Raw genomic sequence first — 15,786 nt, 5'->3', positions numbered from 1 at the left:
GATGGCAGAAGAGTACTGGCGAGCGAAATACATCAACGAACTCGTCGGAACCTTCATTCTCATTCTGCTCGGCGACGGTGCAGTCGTCGTCTCAGTACTGACGGGCGGGTTCGACCTGTTCGGCGTCGCCGTGCTGTGGGGATTCGCGGTGATGTTCGCGGTCTACTGGGTCGGCGGCGTTTCGGAGGGTCACATCAACCCGGCGGTGACGATTGCGAACGCCGTCTGGCGCGACTTTCCGTGGAAACACGTTCCGGGCTACGTCGCCTCGCAAATCGTCGGGGCGTTTTTAGCCGCAGCGACGTTGTTCGTGACGTGGTCTGGCTACTACCAGCAGTTCAGTCAGGCGAACAACGTGGTTCGTGGCGAACCGGGCAGTTCCATCACGGGCATGACGCTTTGGACGTTCTTCCCGAACCCGGCATTTGCGGGCGTGAAAATCGGCGATTTCCAGACGCTTGAGGAAGCGGCGTTTCTCGTCTCATTCCCGCAAGCGTTCTTCAGCGAAGTGGTCATCACGGCTATTCTGGTTGGCGTTATCTTCGCGCTCGTGGACGACTGGAACCCGATGGGAACGCGAGCGACACCCGGTATCGCGGCGGCCCTCATCGGATTGCTCGTCGCAGCGCTGGTGCAGTACGAAGCGCCAGTCAGCATGGCCGCGTTGAATCCCGCCCGCGACCTCGGCCCGCGAATTTTCGGCTATCTCGCCGGATGGGGTGAAATCGCCTTCCCCGGCCCGCGCGGCGGGTGGTGGCTCCCGGCCACGTCTACGACCGTCGGCGGCATCATCGGCGGTGGTCTGTACGACCTGCTGACACGGCGGTACGTCAAGCAACTCGAAGAACAGGACATCGAGCCCGAAGAACCGGCAGTTCACGACGAAGAACAAGAACGACCGGCGGGAGGGAGTTAGGTGTCAACCGTGTCCGATTCCGACAAGTCGAAAGGGTCTACCGGCGACTACCTTCGACTGGTGTTTTTCGACCCGATAACGCTTACCGGACTTATCGTCCTCATAACCGGAATGGTGCTGGTTGCCATCTCCGACCCGAGTGCGCCGGTTCAAAGCCCGATGCTGGGCGGGTCGCTCATGCTGGTCGGAACGGTGCTGTTCGCGCTCGGCTACACGCGAGCACAGTGGGGACTGAAACGCTGGAAAGGTGAGTAGTCGAAGCCGGAATATCGAACCGGCGATAACCTGAAGCGGGTTCCCGTTCAACCCACAGCAGACCACATGGAGCGAACAGTAACCATCGTCCCAGAAGACGGACTCCACGCTCGACCCGCGGCGAAGTTCGTCACCACCGCGAACGAGTTCGACGCCGAGATTACGGTCGCCACCGAGGAAAACGGCCCGGTAAACGCAGGGAGCATGATTTCCGTCACGACCCTCGACGCTCGGCAGGGCGACGAGGTGAACCTCGTCGCCGAGGGAGAGGACGCGGAATCGGCTCTCGACGCACTGGAAGACGTTCTCACGACGCCGGAGGGCGAGTCGTGAGCGCCGAGTCCGTCGAACTATCGGGGGTCGGCGTGACGCCCCGAACCGGATTCGGACACGTGATTTGGTATCGCGGAAAGGTGGATTTGTCCGACCTCCCAGACCCGAAAACCGTCGATACTGACGCCGAACTGGAACGGTTCGAATCGGCGTGCGAACGCGCCCACGAGGAACTAGACGCCGAGCGCGAGCGAGCGCGCGAGCGCGTCGGCGACGACGAAGCAGAAATTTTCGACGCGCACAAGGCGTTTCTCGACGACCCCGCGATTAGCGGAGGCGTCGAAACCGCCATCGAAAACGGGATTCCGGCACCCCACGCTGTTCGACAGGCGTTCGAAGACCCTATCGCGAAATTTGAAGGGTTGGAGGGTCGAACAGCCGAACGAGCGGACGACCTTCGAGACGTTCGCGACCGACTCTTGCGGATTCTAACCGACCGAGACCGCACCGACCTCAGCGACCTGCCCGACGACACAATCCTCCTCGCGGAACGACTCGGGCCGAGCGATACGGCGCAACTCGACCCCGAAACAGTCGCCGGATTCGCTACGGTTTTCGGCGGACGAACCTCGCACGCCGCGATTTTCGCCCGGTCGCTCGGGATTCCCGCCGTGGTCGGCGTCGGCGACGAACTGGCACAGGTCGCCGAGGGGCGACCTGTGCTGGTCGATGGAACGGACGGCCTCGTCGTCATCGACCCGGACGACTCCGCCCGAGAGCGCGCGACCGAGGAAGAGTCCGAAATCATCACAGACCACGTAACGACCCAAGACGGGAGCGAAATCGAAGTCGCGTCGAACGTCGGAACCCTCGCCGAACTCGACCCGGCGGACGAAGCGGGCGCAGACGGCATCGGTCTCTTTCGAACCGAATTTCTGTTCCTCGACCGCGAATCACCTCCGGACGAAGACGAACAGTACGAGGCCTACGTCGAGGCATTGTCCACCTTCCCGGACGAACGGGTCATCGTCCGAACCCTCGACATCGGGGGCGACAAACCGATTCCGTACCTCGACACGCCAAACGAGGACAACCCGTTTTTGGGCGAGCGGGGGATTCGGCGCTCGCTCGGAACCGACGCCGACCTGTTCGAAACGCAACTCCGTGCCCTGCTCCGCGCCGGGACAGAGGGAAACCTCGCCGTGATGTTCCCGCTCGTCTCCCACGTCGAAGAACTCGATTCAGCGCTCGCCCGCGTCGAGCAGGTCGCAGAAGCGTTGGACGAGGATGGAATCGATTACGAAATTCCGGAACTCGGCGTGATGATAGAGACGCCGGGGTCGGTGTTCATGGCAGCGTCGCTCGCCGAGAGGGTCGATTTCCTCAGCATCGGAACCAACGACCTCACACAGTACGTGATGGCAGTGTCCCGCGAAAACGAACAGGTCGCAGACCTGCACGACCCGCTTCATCCGCCGGTTTTGCGGGCGATTCGCCGGACTGTTTCCGCGGGGCACGACGGCGGCGCGTGGGTCGGTATGTGCGGCGAGATGGCTGGTGATCCGGATTTGACGGAACTGCTCGTCGGCCTTGGATTGGACGAGTTGAGTATGAGCGCCGTGACGATTCCGGAGGTGAAATCGAACGTTGAGAAAACCGACAGCGAGGACGCGCGAGAACGTTCGGAGCGCGTTCTCGAAGCTGAAACGAGAACCGAAATCCGTCGCCTGCTATCGGGAGACACGAACGAATCGGGAGAATAGTCCGAATAACGCTATATTCGCTGAAGAAACGTGCGTAATTCTCTGTATGCGGCATCGTACCGGTCACGAAAGACACAGTGACCGGCACCAGCAACGTGAACGAGTCGGCCATCGGCCAACTCGTCGGCAGTGTCGAGATCCGCCACCCGTTTTTCGGGGTCTACATCACCTCTCAACACCAGCGTCGGACACCCGATTTTCTCGAATGCCGCCGTCGAACGTGGATACCCTTCGCGAGGAATTTTAGCTATCTGCGGACTACATTCGTTCCGTGCGACTGCGATACGTCGTGCCAACTTCGGTCGTTCGTCAGCGTACTCGTCCGTCAACTCGGCCACAGACTTGTTGCCCCATCTTTCGAGGTTGTCGTGGACGACGGTTTCCCACTCGTCGGGCGTTCGGTCGGGAATTTCGAGCATTCCGACGGGGTCTTCGAGGACGATAGCACGGGGGAAGTCAGGGTGGGTTGCGGCCGTCCACGCTACGGTCGAACCTCCCATTGAATGTCCCAACAGCAGTGGATTTTCGAGCGAGAGTCCTTCCACGACGCCCACGAGGTCAGCGACGCGGTCTTCGATGGCATAGCCCGATTCAGGAGCGTCCGACCGACCGTGACCGCGGGCATCGTACATCACCAGTTCGTAGTCATTCGACAGGTCTTCTGCGAGCGGTTCCCAGCATCGTCCGTTGTCGTAAAACCCGTGTGCCATGACCAGCGGCGGGCCGTCGCCGGTTCGGTAGTACTGCAACTCGACTCCATTCGCACGAACGGTGTCCGCCGTCCAGTCCTCCGGAATATTCATACGGACTCAATTATACTACGTGAAATAAAACATAGAGGATGTCAGTTCGGCGTCGGATGGTTACACCTTCGAAATCTCCCCCGCTTCCTCCGCAGATTCCAACACCGAATCGAGCGTCGCTTTCGGACTGGTCGCGGAAACGGCGGCGTTTACCGCGCCCTCCAAAACCGGCGCATCCGCGATTTTCGCGTCGCTGTCCGACATCTCGATGGCGAGTTCGGCGTTCATCACTGCGCTTCCGAGGTCGACCAGCACGACTGCTTCCCCGTCCGAAACCGAGTCGAGGGCGTCCTGAATGTCCGTCGCGCTGGTTCCGATTCCGCCGTCTCCGTCGCCACCGACTGCTTCGATTTGTGTGTCGCCAGCCATTTCAGCGGCGATTTCTCGGATTCCCTCGGCGGCGCGCTCGCTGTGTGAAACGACGACGAGTCCGACCATCTATGAGTCCTCCTGTGTTTCGTTTTTCTCCTCCGCTCCTCTCGCTTCCTCATCGTCCTTCGCTTCCGCGGGCGCTTCGTCCGGCACGGTCGGCGAGGTGGCGTCCGGTTCGAGGTCGCCGTCGCCCAGATACTCGACCGCAGTTTCCCGAATCGCCTCGACGATGAACAGAGTGCTCGTCGCCCCGGGGTCTTGGTGACCGACGGAGCGCCAACCCAAATAGGAAGCTCTCCCTTTCGTCGCCCGAATCGGCGTCGTGAAGTTCACACCGCGTTCGCAGGCGTCAACCGCTTTCATCAGCGCTTCCACCGGTTCGAGGTCGTCTTCCTCGATAGATTTCTTGTAGGTGTGAACCGCGGGCGTAATTGCATCGACCATCGTTTTCGCGCCGACCGGAGCGTCACCTCGGTCTTTCACTTTCTCCAGAAACGCCTCGGCGAACGCCACGCTCGATTCAGCCGTGACTCCGTCTTCGAGTTCCGCACTGGCAGTCATGAACGACCCGCCGTACAGCGGCCCCGCGGCCCCGCCGACTTCGGAGACGAGCGTTATCCCGACCGTCTTGACGAGTTCGGCCGGCGGCGCGTCGTTCATCCCCTCGACTTTTTCGTGAACCGCCCGAAAGCCGCGGTTCATGTTCGCTCCGTGGTCTGCGTCGCCGATGGCCGAATCGAGGTCGGTCAGGTACTCCTTTTCATCGGCCATCCGGTCTGCGACGCGTTCGACTGCCGCGCGGACTGCTTCTTGCTCGGTGGTTCCCATCTATGATGTGGTAGCACGCGGCGGGAGGGGTAAAGATTTCTCCCCCATTCCGTCAGCGACTTCCCGACGGCTGACTGATACTGACGGTGTCGTCGCGGACTCACGTCTGCCGTCGAACTTCCACGAACAACACGGTCGCCACGAGCGTCATGCCGACGAGCAACCCCCAGCCGAAGCCGTAGCCACTCGTCTCGACCAGTAGGCCGAACAGTGGCGGCGCGACCAGTCCACCGATATTGATTGCCGTCTGCCCGCCAGCAGTCGCGCCGCCGATGTCGTCGGCATCGACGAGTTCCGAAAGACACGAGTAAAACACGCCAGTCGACCCGTGAATCGAGATGCCCAGACCAATGAAGAGGAGAATGGTGACTGGGAGCGACCAGTCACCGACAGCGAGAACCGCGAAGAGAACGACTGCAAGTAGTATCTGCCCGAGAGCGACGGTGGCCGCACCCTTCGCGCCGCCCAGACGGTCTGCAATATTTCCCGCACCGACTCGGCCGACGCTCCCCGCCACTTGCGTCACTGCGAGCACGATACCGCCAGCGGCGGCACTCGCACCGACGGCATCTTGCACATAGAGGACGGTGTAGCCTAACATCGAAAAAATCGACGCACCGACGAAGAGACCAGCCACGACGAGAACTTTATAAGCCCGGTTTCTACGGAGCCGAGAGAGATTTGGCAACGAGAACTCACCACTCCCCTGCGACCCATCGTACAGGGCGACGAAGACGAGCACATACCCTCCCGCCAGAGCCGCGACAACCCAGAATCCGACCTGCCACGCGGCGATGGTAGCGACGCCCGTAACGACGAGCGACGCTGCCCCGCTACCCGCAGTGACCCCGACCTGTTTCAACCCCATCGCGAGACCTCGTCGTCCGTCGGGTGAACTGGCGACGATGGCGCGATTTGAGGCCGGCATCGCCGTCGAATAGGCGACACCCAGTATTCCGCCAGCGCCCAGGAGGAGACCATAGGACGGTGCGAGCGAGACGCCAACGGCTGCGATAGCGAGGGCGAGGAGTCCGACTACCATCGTGTATTTTTCGCCGAACCCGTCGACGGCGGCGCCGCTCGGAAACAGCATGAGCGTATATCCGAGCAACGCCGCTGTGAGGAAGACGCCGACGAGTGTTTCCGAGAGCGAAAACGCATCGCGGAGAAAGCCGGTCGCGGCGAAAATGGTGTAGTAACAGAAACTCGCGGCTGTCTGCCACCCCACGACTGTCGCGACCGATTGCCAACTTTTCGAGGCACGTACCGACTGTGACTCGGTTCCCATCGTTTAAACGTCGGTAACTGCACGTGGTAAGAATACCGAGTCCGGTTGGTTGTTCCGGTATCGGTTCTCCGATTTGAGCACTACGAGCGTACTCTGGTTCGGGCGGCCGACCAGTTCATTCGCCGTATGGGTCACCGACGGAATACGCGACGAAGGCGTTCTAGCAGGTTCTCGTTTATTCGAAGTTCACGGGCGATTTCATCGAGTTCTGCGTCGGAGAAATGCGAGTCGTGACGGGCCTCCTGCAACCACTGTCGCCACTCACTGCTCGTCAGGGTGCCTCGCGAGTCGGCTTCCCACTGGTCAACGAGGGCTTCTCGGTCGGTGAATGGGATGTCCATCCCACCGTTTCCCCAGTACAGCGGCGACAGTTCGAACTCGTACTCGTCCCCGTCCACGAATTTGACGCGGTATGGGTATCCGTTGTAAAGGATGATGTCGCCCTCGGCGACATCGTCCCCGTTCGGAAGCGTTAGCGTCCGTGTCATCTCGTTCGACTCGACTACGTGCAGTGCGCTTGTCAGGGTTTGCCTCGAATGAGCGGGAATTGACATCTGGTGACTGGAGAACCGATACTGAAAAATCGCGTCGGAAGCTACTGCTGAACCGTCAACGCTGGCGTTTCCGCCGGATGTGACAACAGTTCCTTCAGTTCGTCATCCAACACCAGCACGGTCACGGAACAGCCCTGCATATCGAGGGAGGTCATGTAGTCGCCGACCCACGCATCCCACGTCGTCAGGTCGTGGTCGTCCATCAGCGACTGTAGTTTGCGGTTCACGATGTACAGTTCCGAAAGCGGCGTGCCGCCCATTCCGTTGACGATGGTGAGGACTTCCGCTCCGGAATCGGGGGATAGGTCGTCCAACACCTGTTCGGTCAGTCGTTCCGTAATCTCGTCCGCGGACATCATTTCGACGCGCTCGACGCCGGGTTCGCCGTGGATGCCGATGCCCAGTTCGATTTCGTTCTCCCCGAGGTCGAAGGTCGGTTCACCTTTTTCGGGCGTGATACAGGAAGTCAGGGCAGTTCCCATCGTCGCCACGTTGTCGATTACTTTCTCCGCGACGCGCCGTACCTCGTCCAAATCCTCGCCGCTGTCGGCCATCGCGCCCGCGACTTTGTGAACCAGAATCGTGCCGCAGACGCCGCGCCGTCCCGAGGTGTACAGCGAATCTTCGACCGCCACGTCGTCGTTGACGACGACTTCGGCGACCTCCACGTCGGATTCCATCTCGGCCAACTCGCCCGCGGTTTCGAAGTTCATCACGTCGCCTTCGTAGTTTTTCACGACGTTCAGGACGCCTTTCCCGGAATCGCAGGCCTGAATCATCTCGCTGATTTCGTCGGCGGTCGGCGAGGTGAACATCTCGCCTGCCGCCGCCCCGTCCAGCATTCCCGGCCCGAGGTATCCGGCGTGGGTCGGTTCGTGGCCGCTTCCGCCGCCGCTGACCACCGCGACCTTGTCCGAAACGGGAGCATCCTTTCGGACGAGGACGTTCGTGTCCGGCAGTCGCCGAAGTTCGTCCGGGTGCGCGGAAAGCATTCCGTCCAGCATCTCGTCAACCACGGCGGATGGATCGTTGATGAGTTTTTTCATGTCTCATGCTAGCAACCACCTGTTGGCGCATAACGGTTTCCTCAAATTTGATGAGAAGTCCGCCGTTCGAGTCAGTAGTTCGAAAAATTTCGGGCGATACGTTCCGCAGACATCTGCTTCCGGTGCTCGTCTGCTCCGGGCTGCTCGGCCTCACGGATTTGGGCGTTCTTCTCGGAGTGGAGTCGTTCGTGATTCGGAGCATCGAAAGCGTCTTCGTCGTGATGATCGGTGCATTCTTGCTGACGGCGACGATTCGACTCCAACAGAACGTCAGCGGTCTTTCTGGGACGCGATAGGAATCCCTCTGTTGCGCGGCGAACTCCCACCGTCGGCGGGAGTTCACGCTTATACTTGATGAAGCGTTCCGTGCTCACAGTACGGACAGAGTGCTCTCGGTCCCGGGCGGGTGCTGACGCGCCCGCACATCGAACACGCCCTGACGAGTCGTTCTCGACGTTCACACTCCGCTTCGAGCGATGCCAATCTGGCCTCCGTTTCGGCGAGACGCTGTCGAAGCGTTTCCAGTTCAGCCTGCAGTTGAGCGCACTGGCTCGACTGGTCGTGTTCCGTCCGATGGGCCGATGGGTCGATGCGCGGTCGTCGCTTTCGCAACCACGGTTGTTCGTCCGACGGCATTGTGCTAGTCACAGTACACGCGACGACTGATTATGAAGCGGTCGGCGGAACCGATGCTCGTCATAGATAAATCACTTGCACAGTAAAGCCGAATGACGAATAGTGGTAGTTGTGTACACTTTTCGGTGGGTGGCGGTTGGCGCGAGTCACCGAGGCCCAGTCAGGTTGCGCACCGACACGGTGCGTTTTCGTTTCTCGCGCGAAGTCGACGTGGAACGGCAGTTGTTACGATACTGTTTCCGGTCGCTGTTTTGTGCGATTACAGGAAATATGAACAGTCACCGTTCGAGAACGCTGAACCGCACGACAAGCGAGGTGTAACACTCTGCTTGAGCGGTTTGCTTCGAACGAAGCAAATCGCTACTCAGTCGCGTCGTCAGGCCGAGTCGTCGGAAGTGGCGCGTAGAGGCGTTTTCGCGCGTCGGGAACGTACAGTCGTTCCGCGACGAGTTCCTGTTGTTTGAGTTTCGTCAGTGCATCCCGCGTCGTCCGGGCGGGCAGGAGTGCCTCTTCGCGCACCTGTCGCTGGGTCTGGGGTGCGTTCTCCTGGAGAACCCGGTAGACGAGTTTCGCACTCGGTGGCAGTTCGAGAAGTCGTTCGAATCGTTCTTCGGGGGTTGTGTTACTGCCGGAACATCCGGCAAAAACGACCACTGGTTTTCGACATTCCGTCCCCCACTTCGAACCCGAACTAGTTATTTATTTCGATGAGGTGTATTCGTATAGAATATACACAAGCGACAAAATATATTTAGCTATTCTCGGATTCCGTAACCACAAGATATAAAGATGCTATGGCGAATGATTCATTAACAAACTGCTCCCGCTGGAAAAACTTGGACACCCGAGATCAACTATGGCTGCTGATGAACCAACGATTCTCGTCGTTGATGACGAGAAAGACGTAACGGACCTCTATGCGACGTGGCTAGAGGATTCCTTCGATGTTCGACGGGCTTACGAAGGCCACGAGGCGCTAAACCTACTCGACAACGAGGTGAACGTCGTTCTCCTCGACCGCAGAATGCCCGGTCTGTCCGGCGACGAAGTGCTCGCAGAACTCCGCAACCGCGATTTGCGTTCCCGCGTCGTGATGGTCACCGCGGTCAAACCGGATTTCGACATCATCGAGATGGGATTCGACGACTATCTCGTCAAACCGGTTTCCAAAGACGACCTCTACACGACCGTCGAGGGCATGCTCACGCGCGTCGAATACGACGACCAAATGCAGAAATACTTTTCTTTGGTTTCGAAGAAGGCAGTGCTCGAAACCGAGAAAAGCGAAGAGGAACTCGCCGACAACGACGAATATCGAAGACTCGAATCGAAGGTCGAAACGCTCCGTAACTCCGTCGATGACGCACGAGAAACGCTCTCCAACCACGACGATTTCGTCGGTGCGTTCCAAGACCTCACGTAGTCCTTTTTGCTGACCGATTGGGAGCCATCCACCCAAAATAATAAAGGAAGTGACCTCACAGTTTTCGAACATGGGTGTGGATGACACGGACGACATTCTGACCGCGCTGGGGATGGGCGACGATGAACTACCGAAATCTCCGGCGTCGCGATTCGAACGCCGTCTGCTCTCCGCGATGGTAGACGCTCGGCGTGACGGAATGGAGTACTGGCAGTTGTTCGAACTGGTCGAGCGGTATCAACGCGCCGCGATTCGTGCCGCGTTCACCGAGGAAGAGTTCGGTTCCGACCACGCGGAGGTTAGTGAAGCGACGATACAGTACTCGCAAATCGTTCACGCGACGGCACAGGCGCTCGACGACGGAGCAAAAAAGCGTGGTCTGTTGTTCAATCTCGCGAGCGCGTACCAACTGTTCGAAGACGACTGGTCGGAACAGTAGTTGTCAGTCGGGCAAGAGCAGAGCAGTCGCTGGCCGTGTAGTCCGAAAGAAAACCTCGTGTACCCCTACCCGAGGTATCAGCGATTTGTCGGTGATGATGTATATGCTTTGTGTTCTCGATTCGTCGTGCGTCGCTTAGAATGCGTAGGTGTAGACGTTCTCGGCGTACTCCCTGCCGCCGAGTTTGACCGACGCCTCGTCGGTTTTTTCGAATCCCATTCGTTGGTAGAACTCGTTGCCGATGTCGTTGTCCGCGAGCACCATCGCGTTCATCCGTTTCGTGTTGAAATCGTGGAAATTTTCGCGGAGTCGTTCGTGTAACGCGGTTCCGACGCCGTTCCCCCAGTCGTCCGGGTCCACGTAGAGTCTGAGTACGTCGCCTTCGTCCTCGTAGAACACGGCGTGACAGAACCCGACGAGTTCGTCGTCCGTGACTGCAACCAGAAACGCCGTTCCGGGCTTATCGAGCGCGTCTGAAAGCGATTCGTTCGAGTACCACGACGAAACGGTTTCCGTGATGGTGTCTTCGTCCAGAATGTCGTCGTAGGCTTCGTCCCATGCTCGGTGTGCGATTCGCCGAATCGCGCCGAAATCCCCCTCGTTCGCGGGTCGAATCTCCATTCCATTCATCTCCGCCTTCTGTACGCCATGCGCCGGGGTAACAGTTCTGAATCACCAGCTAGGTTGAAGAAAGTAAATCCTGCTTTCAGCAGACAGTTCGATAGCTCAGTTTTCGGTCGTCGGACGCTCCCCATCGAAGACGAACTTCGTTCCCGATTCGATACCCTTCCGATTTGCGAATCCTTGGCGCATTTCGACCACGTATTTTGCGGGTTCGTCGCTCGAATACTGTTTGAGTTCCAAATCGCTCGCATTCGGTTGCGGGTCGGCCTGTTCGACGTTGATGACGGTGCCATCCGCTGAAATGAAGATGATGTCGAGCGGGAGAAGCGTATTTTTCATCCAGAACGTCTGTGGTTGTGCTTCATCGAAGACGAACACCATGCCGTGATTTTCCGGCAGAGACTCACGATGCATCAATCCCTGCGAGCGCTCGTCCGGCGAATTTGCCACTTCCAGCGTCACGTTCGTTCGCTCGCCGTTCGTGACGAACGCCGCGGAGACGTTCTCCTCCACGTTGGTCGTTTCCTGCGTCGCTGTCCCTGCCGTCGCCGACTGGTCACCGGATTGGTCGGGAGACTGCACCGACCCATCCGAGTTTATTCCGAGGCCCATACAACCGGAGCAGACGACGAGGAAGGCGACCAGCAGGGCGGGAGTTACGCGCATATCCACAGAAACGTGACCAATCGACAAAAACGTGGTCAATCACTAAAATCGGCCTCAAACCAACACTGCGACGACGAATCCGACGAGCAACGACCCCGTGACGAGCAGCTGGAACACCGCCGACGCGAGCAGTCCCGCCACCGCGTAGGTTGCGGTTTTCGCGCCTTTTTTCGCGTCCTTCGTCCGGTAAAACTCGACTGCGAACGTGGCGAGCGCGACGCCGAGTATCATCCCAACTGGACCGGTAGTCAGGAGTGCGGCCACTCCCACGACACCTGCGGCGAGCGCGCTCCAGAGCGACCCGCCACTCGCTTTGGCCGAAACGGCGCTCGCGGTATGCTCTCCGACGAAGGCGATGACACCGACAATCGTCGCTCCGACGACGAACAGGAGGCCGGGCTCGGAAAAACCCGTTCCCCACCAGTAAACGTAGATTCCGGCGAGCGACAGCGGAACCGCCGGGAGAAGCGGCAGGACGCTTCCGAGGACGCCAGCGAGGAGGAGCGCAACGGCGACGACGAAGAGCCAATCCATACGAAAATATTACACTCCCAAGTCATAACCTCACGGGTTGCCCGATAGCTTTTGAACGATAGCGAACCCACTATGAACAATGACGGTACTCGTCGCGGGAGCGACCGGATTCGTCGGCCGCCACCTCGTGCCCGAACTCCTCGCAGCGGGAAACGACGTGACTGCATTGGTTCGTGACGCCTCGTCCTACGACCCGCCGGAGGGGGTTTCGGTGGTGGAGGGGGATTTGAACGACCGAGACAGTCTCGACGGAATTTTCGAAGGAATCGACGCCGCGTACTACCTCGTCCATTCGATGGGCGAAAGTGGCGATTTCATGCAGCAAGACCGCAACGCGGCGAGAAACTTCGCGAACGCGGCGCGCGGAACGGACGTTTCGCGCGTCGTCTACCTCAGCGGCCTCGGTGGCGAGCGAGCGACGCTCTCCGACCATCTCAAATCACGGCGCGAAGTCGAGCACATCCTCGCAAACGGTGACTACGACCTCACCGTCCTTCGGGCGGCCATCATCATCGGGGACGATAGCGTGAGTTTTCGAATCGTCCAGCAGTTGGCGGAGCGTCTCCCGCTGATGATTACGCCACAGTGGGTCAGAACCGAGTGTCAACCAATCGCCATCGACGATGTCGTCGCGTACCTCGTCGGCGTGCTCGCCAATCCCGAAACGGCCGGTGAAACGTTCGAAATCGGCGGCCCAGACGTGCTGACTTACGGCGAGATGGTGCTGACGACGGGCGAAATCATCGACAAGAAAGCGACGATGGTTCCGGTACCCGTCCTGACACCGAAGCTGTCCGCCTACTGGGTTGACCTCGTGACGGACGTGCCGAAGGATGTTGCCCATCCGCTCATCCTCGGCCTGAAAACGCGCACCGTGGTCGAAGACAACCGGATTCGCTCTGCGATTCCGGTCGAACTAACGCCGTTTGAGGACGCAGTCCGGCAGGCAGTCGAATGAGCCGGACGAATCGGATGGAGCAGACGAACCCGGCGGACGGGATGAGTCAAGCGGAGCGCGGGCCGTACCAGTGGACGTACGAGAGCATCGTGGACGCGATTCCGGGCGTGACGCTTCCAGATTGGCTCGCGTTGACCGTTCAGTTCGTCCTGTTCGAAGGACTACTCTTACTCCTCGCGTGGCGCTACGACCTCTGGGGTGGCTTCCTCGCTGGGACTGCGGCAGTCGTCGTGGCCACCGCCGGAAGCGCGCTGATGCTCGCGATTGCGCGGCGGATTCGAACGCTGACGACGCCGAGAGTCTACCGGAAACTGCTGTTCGGGTCGAGCATCGAGGTCGTTCTCGGCCTGCTGTCCTACGTCGGACTGGTCACCTACCTGTTCGTCTACAATCCGCGGCAGGGTGGGACCTCACTGCTCGAATCGGTGCTCGGAACCGAACCACCGATTCCGGCAGTGTTTCTCACCCTGCTCGTCCTTTGGGACGTCTGCTACCGAATCGGAACCGCGTGGTGGACCAGCGTCACTGGGTTCTGGGTCGCAGTTCGACATCCGACTGACAGCGAAACTCGCGCCCGACTTCGAGAAGTCGATGCGCTCGTTATCGGATTCTCCCTGCTCCAACTCGTTCTCGTTCCGTTCGTGTGGGGCTACGACCTGCTCGTCTTCGCCCTCGTCGGACACGTCGTTGCGGTGCTGTTCGTCTCCGGTGGTGCGGTTTTCGTTCGCACCCGTGGCTGAACTATTTAACTGATGACGGCATATTTCGTGAAGATGGTAGACGATAGCGACCCATCGTTTTCGATTCCGCACCGCCCGCAACGGACGTATCCGCGCGGCGGTGGCGTCCGCTACGAGGGGGAGACTATCTTTCGCCTGTCGCCGGGGTCGGAGTGCTCTGAGGAACGTCTGACCGCATTCGTACAGGACGTGTTAGAGGAAGACCCGTACACCTACGGCGACTGGTTCGACCTGCCGGTACCGATGTATCTCGTCCGTGATCACGACCGAGATACGACGTTTCGCGTCGTCGTGAGGTACGAATCGGTCGAACTGCACGTGCTTCCCGACACGCGCTCGTCCGGCCTGCTGGCTATGTACCACCGGCTTTCCGACTGTTCAGGGCTTTCGTGGACGGTTTCGTGCGAATCGACACCGACCTGACGCAGGTGCAGGAGTACAACATTAAATACCTTTACGTACAGATGAAAACCAATGGCGCTTCACGCAGACGCCCACGATTGGACTCTCCGCACTGCCCACAACCGAGACGAGATGTGGGAACTCGCAGACGAAGACGGCATTCGAGAGGCACGACTCGCGTATCCTTCCGGATGGCTCTTTTTGACCCGCGACAGTGCCACCCGCGAACTGGTTCGCCTCGCCGCCGCGACTGGGGGCGAGTGGGAGGCAGAGGAACTCGCGCACGAACTCGACCAGAGCGAGGAAACCGTCGAACAGAGCTTGGACGACCTCGTCGCGCTCGGCGTATTTCGGGAAGAGGACGACGCCTACCGCCCAAACGCGGAAAGCGTCGTCGCGCAGACTGCCGAGCGTCTGCGCGTCACCGCGGACGAACACGGTGCGGAAGACGGATTCCGCGACATCGCGAGTCCGGAGGCGGTTCGCCTGATGTTGGACGCACTGCTCTCCATGGATATGGACGAAAAAATTACACAGGACGACCTCCACGAACTCATTGGGTTGTCCAGAAAATCGGTGTGGATGCACGTCGAACGACTCGCGAATCTCGGCATACTCGAAGCGTCCGGCGATAGCTACGTGCTCGACGAGGCAAATCCGGTGTTCGGCAACGTGAGAGCGCTAAACGCCGCCGTTCTCGGCACCGCGCTGTCCCCTTAAACGGTCTGCGTTTGGGACACGTCTTCGCCGACGTACTGTTCTTCCCACTCCCGGCGCGCTTCGATTTCTCGCGCGCCACGGCGGGTGAGCGTGTAGTAGTTCGTTCGGCGGTCGCGCTGGCCTTTCTCCACCAGTCCTTTATCGACGAGCGAGTCGAGATTCGGGTACAGTCGCCCGTGATGAATCTCTTTCTCGTAGTAGGCTTCGAGTTCTTCTTTGATGGCGAGTCCGTGAGGTTCGTCTAGTCCAGCGATGACGTACAGCAAGTCTCGCTGGAAACCAGTCAGGTCGTGCATGGTTCTCCCTAATACTACAGATTCATGCAATAGACAAAAGAGTGATGGCCAAACAAAGTGCACCAGACCGCTTGCTTGCGATTTATACGCCCGATTCTCCCGTCTTCTCTGGCGGCCAAAATTGTTGTCCAAACGATGTTTTCCCGCTCTATCCAAACTGCGAAGATAGTTTCCCGACCGTCACATCTCGCGTGGAAACCACGCGAAATTTGGATTGCGTCGTCCGGTGACACCACGACTACGACTGTCC

The 15,786-nt window shown here is 59.4% G+C and carries 23 protein-coding genes; 11 read left to right on the top strand and 12 right to left on the bottom strand.

Translation table 11 applies throughout. The annotated features are described in order from the left end of the window. Position 1: 1 nt before the first annotated feature. From BW974_RS18820 to ptsP, 4 genes are all read left to right on the top strand, one after another. Complete coding sequence (locus tag BW974_RS18820) at positions 2–916, top strand: MIP/aquaporin family protein (RefSeq protein ID WP_245800194.1); 915 nt, start codon at positions 2–4, stop codon at positions 914–916. Further along, complete coding sequence (locus BW974_RS18815; RefSeq protein WP_245800193.1) at positions 917–1,171, top strand: hypothetical protein; 255 nt, start codon at positions 917–919, stop codon at positions 1,169–1,171. A 66-nt stretch (positions 1,172–1,237) separates the two neighbouring features. After that, positions 1,238–1,504: an HPr family phosphocarrier protein gene (locus BW974_RS18810; protein WP_076431828.1), complete on the top strand. Its 267-nt coding sequence runs from the start codon at positions 1,238–1,240 to the stop codon at positions 1,502–1,504. Then, positions 1,501–3,207: a phosphoenolpyruvate--protein phosphotransferase gene (gene ptsP, locus BW974_RS18805; protein ID WP_076431826.1), complete on the top strand. Its 1,707-nt coding sequence runs from the start codon at positions 1,501–1,503 to the stop codon at positions 3,205–3,207. The genes BW974_RS18810 and ptsP overlap by 4 nt, the downstream gene beginning before the upstream one ends. Positions 3,208–3,218: 11 nt before the next feature. Here ptsP and BW974_RS18800 read toward each other — a convergent pair whose 3' ends face one another. From BW974_RS18800 to dhaK, 6 genes are all read right to left on the bottom strand, one after another. After that, positions 3,219–4,010 (bottom strand): alpha/beta fold hydrolase, encoded by a 792-nt coding sequence (locus tag BW974_RS18800; RefSeq protein ID WP_076431824.1) that lies wholly within the window; start codon positions 4,008–4,010, stop codon positions 3,219–3,221. 60 nt (positions 4,011–4,070) lie between these two features. After that, positions 4,071–4,448: a dihydroxyacetone kinase phosphoryl donor subunit DhaM gene (gene dhaM, locus BW974_RS18795; protein WP_076431822.1), complete on the bottom strand. Its 378-nt coding sequence runs from the start codon at positions 4,446–4,448 to the stop codon at positions 4,071–4,073. Beyond that, on the bottom strand, positions 4,449–5,210 hold the full coding sequence (gene dhaL / locus BW974_RS18790) for a dihydroxyacetone kinase subunit DhaL (protein ID WP_076431820.1): 762 nt from the start codon (positions 5,208–5,210) through the stop codon (positions 4,449–4,451). It lies immediately after the preceding gene. A 100-nt stretch (positions 5,211–5,310) separates the two neighbouring features. Then, a complete protein-coding gene (locus BW974_RS18785) occupies positions 5,311–6,498 on the bottom strand; it encodes an MFS transporter (RefSeq protein ID WP_076431818.1) in 1,188 nt (395 codons plus the stop codon). 131 nt (positions 6,499–6,629) lie between these two features. Then, complete coding sequence (locus BW974_RS18780) at positions 6,630–6,986, bottom strand: hypothetical protein (RefSeq protein ID WP_076432252.1); 357 nt, start codon at positions 6,984–6,986, stop codon at positions 6,630–6,632. 107 nt (positions 6,987–7,093) lie between these two features. Continuing rightward, positions 7,094–8,098, bottom strand: a complete 1,005-nt coding sequence (gene dhaK / locus BW974_RS18775; RefSeq protein WP_076431817.1) for a dihydroxyacetone kinase subunit DhaK — start codon at positions 8,096–8,098, stop codon at positions 7,094–7,096. A gap of 50 nt (positions 8,099–8,148) precedes the next feature. Between dhaK and BW974_RS18770 the strand changes: the two genes are divergently transcribed. Beyond that, positions 8,149–8,394 (top strand): hypothetical protein, encoded by a 246-nt coding sequence (locus BW974_RS18770; protein WP_245800192.1) that lies wholly within the window; start codon positions 8,149–8,151, stop codon positions 8,392–8,394. Between the two features lie 49 nt (positions 8,395–8,443). Here BW974_RS18770 and BW974_RS18765 read toward each other — a convergent pair whose 3' ends face one another. Both BW974_RS18765 and BW974_RS18760 read right to left on the bottom strand, forming a co-directional pair. Continuing rightward, positions 8,444–8,734 carry a hypothetical protein gene (locus tag BW974_RS18765; RefSeq protein WP_076431815.1) on the bottom strand — a complete coding sequence of 97 codons (291 nt, stop codon included), beginning with the start codon at positions 8,732–8,734 and terminating at the stop codon, positions 8,444–8,446. Positions 8,735–9,094: 360 nt separating this feature from the next. After that, complete coding sequence (locus tag BW974_RS18760) at positions 9,095–9,388, bottom strand: hypothetical protein (protein ID WP_076431814.1); 294 nt, start codon at positions 9,386–9,388, stop codon at positions 9,095–9,097. A gap of 202 nt (positions 9,389–9,590) precedes the next feature. Between BW974_RS18760 and BW974_RS18755 the strand changes: the two genes are divergently transcribed. Beyond that, positions 9,591–10,157, top strand: a complete 567-nt coding sequence (locus tag BW974_RS18755; protein WP_076431812.1) for a HalX domain-containing protein — start codon at positions 9,591–9,593, stop codon at positions 10,155–10,157. A 70-nt stretch (positions 10,158–10,227) separates the two neighbouring features. Next, the gene (locus BW974_RS18750; protein WP_076431811.1) at positions 10,228–10,596 is read left to right on the top strand and encodes a hypothetical protein; all 369 of its coding nucleotides are present in this window, start codon (positions 10,228–10,230) and stop codon (positions 10,594–10,596) included. A gap of 135 nt (positions 10,597–10,731) precedes the next feature. On the opposite strand, the gene BW974_RS18745 is transcribed toward BW974_RS18750, so the two are convergent. From BW974_RS18745 to BW974_RS18735, 3 genes are all read right to left on the bottom strand, one after another. Continuing rightward, complete coding sequence (locus BW974_RS18745; RefSeq protein WP_076431809.1) at positions 10,732–11,217, bottom strand: GNAT family N-acetyltransferase; 486 nt, start codon at positions 11,215–11,217, stop codon at positions 10,732–10,734. Between the two features lie 105 nt (positions 11,218–11,322). After that, a complete protein-coding gene (locus BW974_RS18740) occupies positions 11,323–11,886 on the bottom strand; it encodes a DUF192 domain-containing protein (protein WP_076431808.1) in 564 nt (187 codons plus the stop codon). A gap of 54 nt (positions 11,887–11,940) precedes the next feature. Continuing rightward, complete coding sequence (locus BW974_RS18735; RefSeq protein ID WP_076431806.1) at positions 11,941–12,420, bottom strand: DUF456 domain-containing protein; 480 nt, start codon at positions 12,418–12,420, stop codon at positions 11,941–11,943. A gap of 79 nt (positions 12,421–12,499) precedes the next feature. Between BW974_RS18735 and BW974_RS18730 the strand changes: the two genes are divergently transcribed. From BW974_RS18730 to BW974_RS18715, 4 genes are read left to right on the top strand one after another with little or no spacing between them, the layout of a single operon-like run. Continuing rightward, positions 12,500–13,378: an NAD(P)H-binding protein gene (locus BW974_RS18730; RefSeq protein WP_076431805.1), complete on the top strand. Its 879-nt coding sequence runs from the start codon at positions 12,500–12,502 to the stop codon at positions 13,376–13,378. A 41-nt stretch (positions 13,379–13,419) separates the two neighbouring features. Next, a complete protein-coding gene (locus BW974_RS18725; protein WP_076432250.1) occupies positions 13,420–14,118 on the top strand; it encodes a DUF7530 family protein in 699 nt (232 codons plus the stop codon). Positions 14,119–14,151: 33 nt separating this feature from the next. Continuing rightward, positions 14,152–14,541, top strand: a complete 390-nt coding sequence (locus BW974_RS18720; protein WP_076432247.1) for a hypothetical protein — start codon at positions 14,152–14,154, stop codon at positions 14,539–14,541. 51 nt (positions 14,542–14,592) lie between these two features. Beyond that, positions 14,593–15,240: a hypothetical protein gene (locus BW974_RS18715; protein ID WP_245800191.1), complete on the top strand. Its 648-nt coding sequence runs from the start codon at positions 14,593–14,595 to the stop codon at positions 15,238–15,240. On the opposite strand, the gene BW974_RS18710 is transcribed toward BW974_RS18715, so the two are convergent. Continuing rightward, the gene (locus tag BW974_RS18710; protein ID WP_049972199.1) at positions 15,237–15,536 is read right to left on the bottom strand and encodes a PadR family transcriptional regulator; all 300 of its coding nucleotides are present in this window, start codon (positions 15,534–15,536) and stop codon (positions 15,237–15,239) included. The two genes, BW974_RS18715 and BW974_RS18710, sit on opposite strands and share 4 nt — an antisense overlap. Between the last annotated feature and the right edge of the window lie 250 nt (positions 15,537–15,786).

The sequence above is a fragment of the Haladaptatus litoreus genome (genome assembly GCF_900156425.1).
GTDB lineage: Archaea > Halobacteriota > Halobacteria > Halobacteriales > Haladaptataceae > Haladaptatus > Haladaptatus litoreus.
This window is presented reverse-complemented; position numbering and strand designations above follow the sequence as displayed.

Bases quoted from the DNA above. Each gene is read 5' to 3' on its own strand.
- BW974_RS18730 (WP_076431805.1), top strand. From the start codon at position 12,500: ATGACGGTACTCGTCGCGGGAGCGACCGGATTCGTCGGCCGCCACCTC.
- BW974_RS18735 (WP_076431806.1), bottom strand. From the start codon at position 12,420: ATGGATTGGCTCTTCGTCGTCGCCGTTGCGCTCCTCCTCGCTGGCGTC.
- BW974_RS18745 (WP_076431809.1), bottom strand. From the start codon at position 11,217: ATGGAGATTCGACCCGCGAACGAGGGGGATTTCGGCGCGATTCGGCGA.
- BW974_RS18755 (WP_076431812.1), top strand. From the start codon at position 9,591: ATGGCTGCTGATGAACCAACGATTCTCGTCGTTGATGACGAGAAAGAC.
- BW974_RS18715 (WP_245800191.1), top strand. From the start codon at position 14,593: ATGGCGCTTCACGCAGACGCCCACGATTGGACTCTCCGCACTGCCCAC.
- dhaL (WP_076431820.1), bottom strand. From the start codon at position 5,210: ATGGGAACCACCGAGCAAGAAGCAGTCCGCGCGGCAGTCGAACGCGTC.
- BW974_RS18765 (WP_076431815.1), bottom strand. From the start codon at position 8,734: ATGCCGTCGGACGAACAACCGTGGTTGCGAAAGCGACGACCGCGCATC.
- BW974_RS18785 (WP_076431818.1), bottom strand. From the start codon at position 6,498: ATGGGAACCGAGTCACAGTCGGTACGTGCCTCGAAAAGTTGGCAATCG.
- BW974_RS18820 (WP_245800194.1), top strand. From the start codon at position 2: ATGGCAGAAGAGTACTGGCGAGCGAAATACATCAACGAACTCGTCGGA.
- dhaM (WP_076431822.1), bottom strand. From the start codon at position 4,448: ATGGTCGGACTCGTCGTCGTTTCACACAGCGAGCGCGCCGCCGAGGGA.
- BW974_RS18750 (WP_076431811.1), top strand. From the start codon at position 10,228: ATGGGTGTGGATGACACGGACGACATTCTGACCGCGCTGGGGATGGGC.
- dhaK (WP_076431817.1), bottom strand. From the start codon at position 8,098: ATGAAAAAACTCATCAACGATCCATCCGCCGTGGTTGACGAGATGCTG.
- BW974_RS18780 (WP_076432252.1), bottom strand. From the start codon at position 6,986: ATGACACGGACGCTAACGCTTCCGAACGGGGACGATGTCGCCGAGGGC.
- BW974_RS18720 (WP_076432247.1), top strand. From the start codon at position 14,152: ATGGTAGACGATAGCGACCCATCGTTTTCGATTCCGCACCGCCCGCAA.
- BW974_RS18740 (WP_076431808.1), bottom strand. From the start codon at position 11,886: ATGCGCGTAACTCCCGCCCTGCTGGTCGCCTTCCTCGTCGTCTGCTCC.
- BW974_RS18800 (WP_076431824.1), bottom strand. From the start codon at position 4,010: ATGAATATTCCGGAGGACTGGACGGCGGACACCGTTCGTGCGAATGGA.
- BW974_RS18810 (WP_076431828.1), top strand. From the start codon at position 1,238: ATGGAGCGAACAGTAACCATCGTCCCAGAAGACGGACTCCACGCTCGA.
- BW974_RS18725 (WP_076432250.1), top strand. From the start codon at position 13,420: ATGAGTCAAGCGGAGCGCGGGCCGTACCAGTGGACGTACGAGAGCATC.
- BW974_RS18710 (WP_049972199.1), bottom strand. From the start codon at position 15,536: ATGCACGACCTGACTGGTTTCCAGCGAGACTTGCTGTACGTCATCGCT.
- BW974_RS18770 (WP_245800192.1), top strand. From the start codon at position 8,149: ATGAGAAGTCCGCCGTTCGAGTCAGTAGTTCGAAAAATTTCGGGCGAT.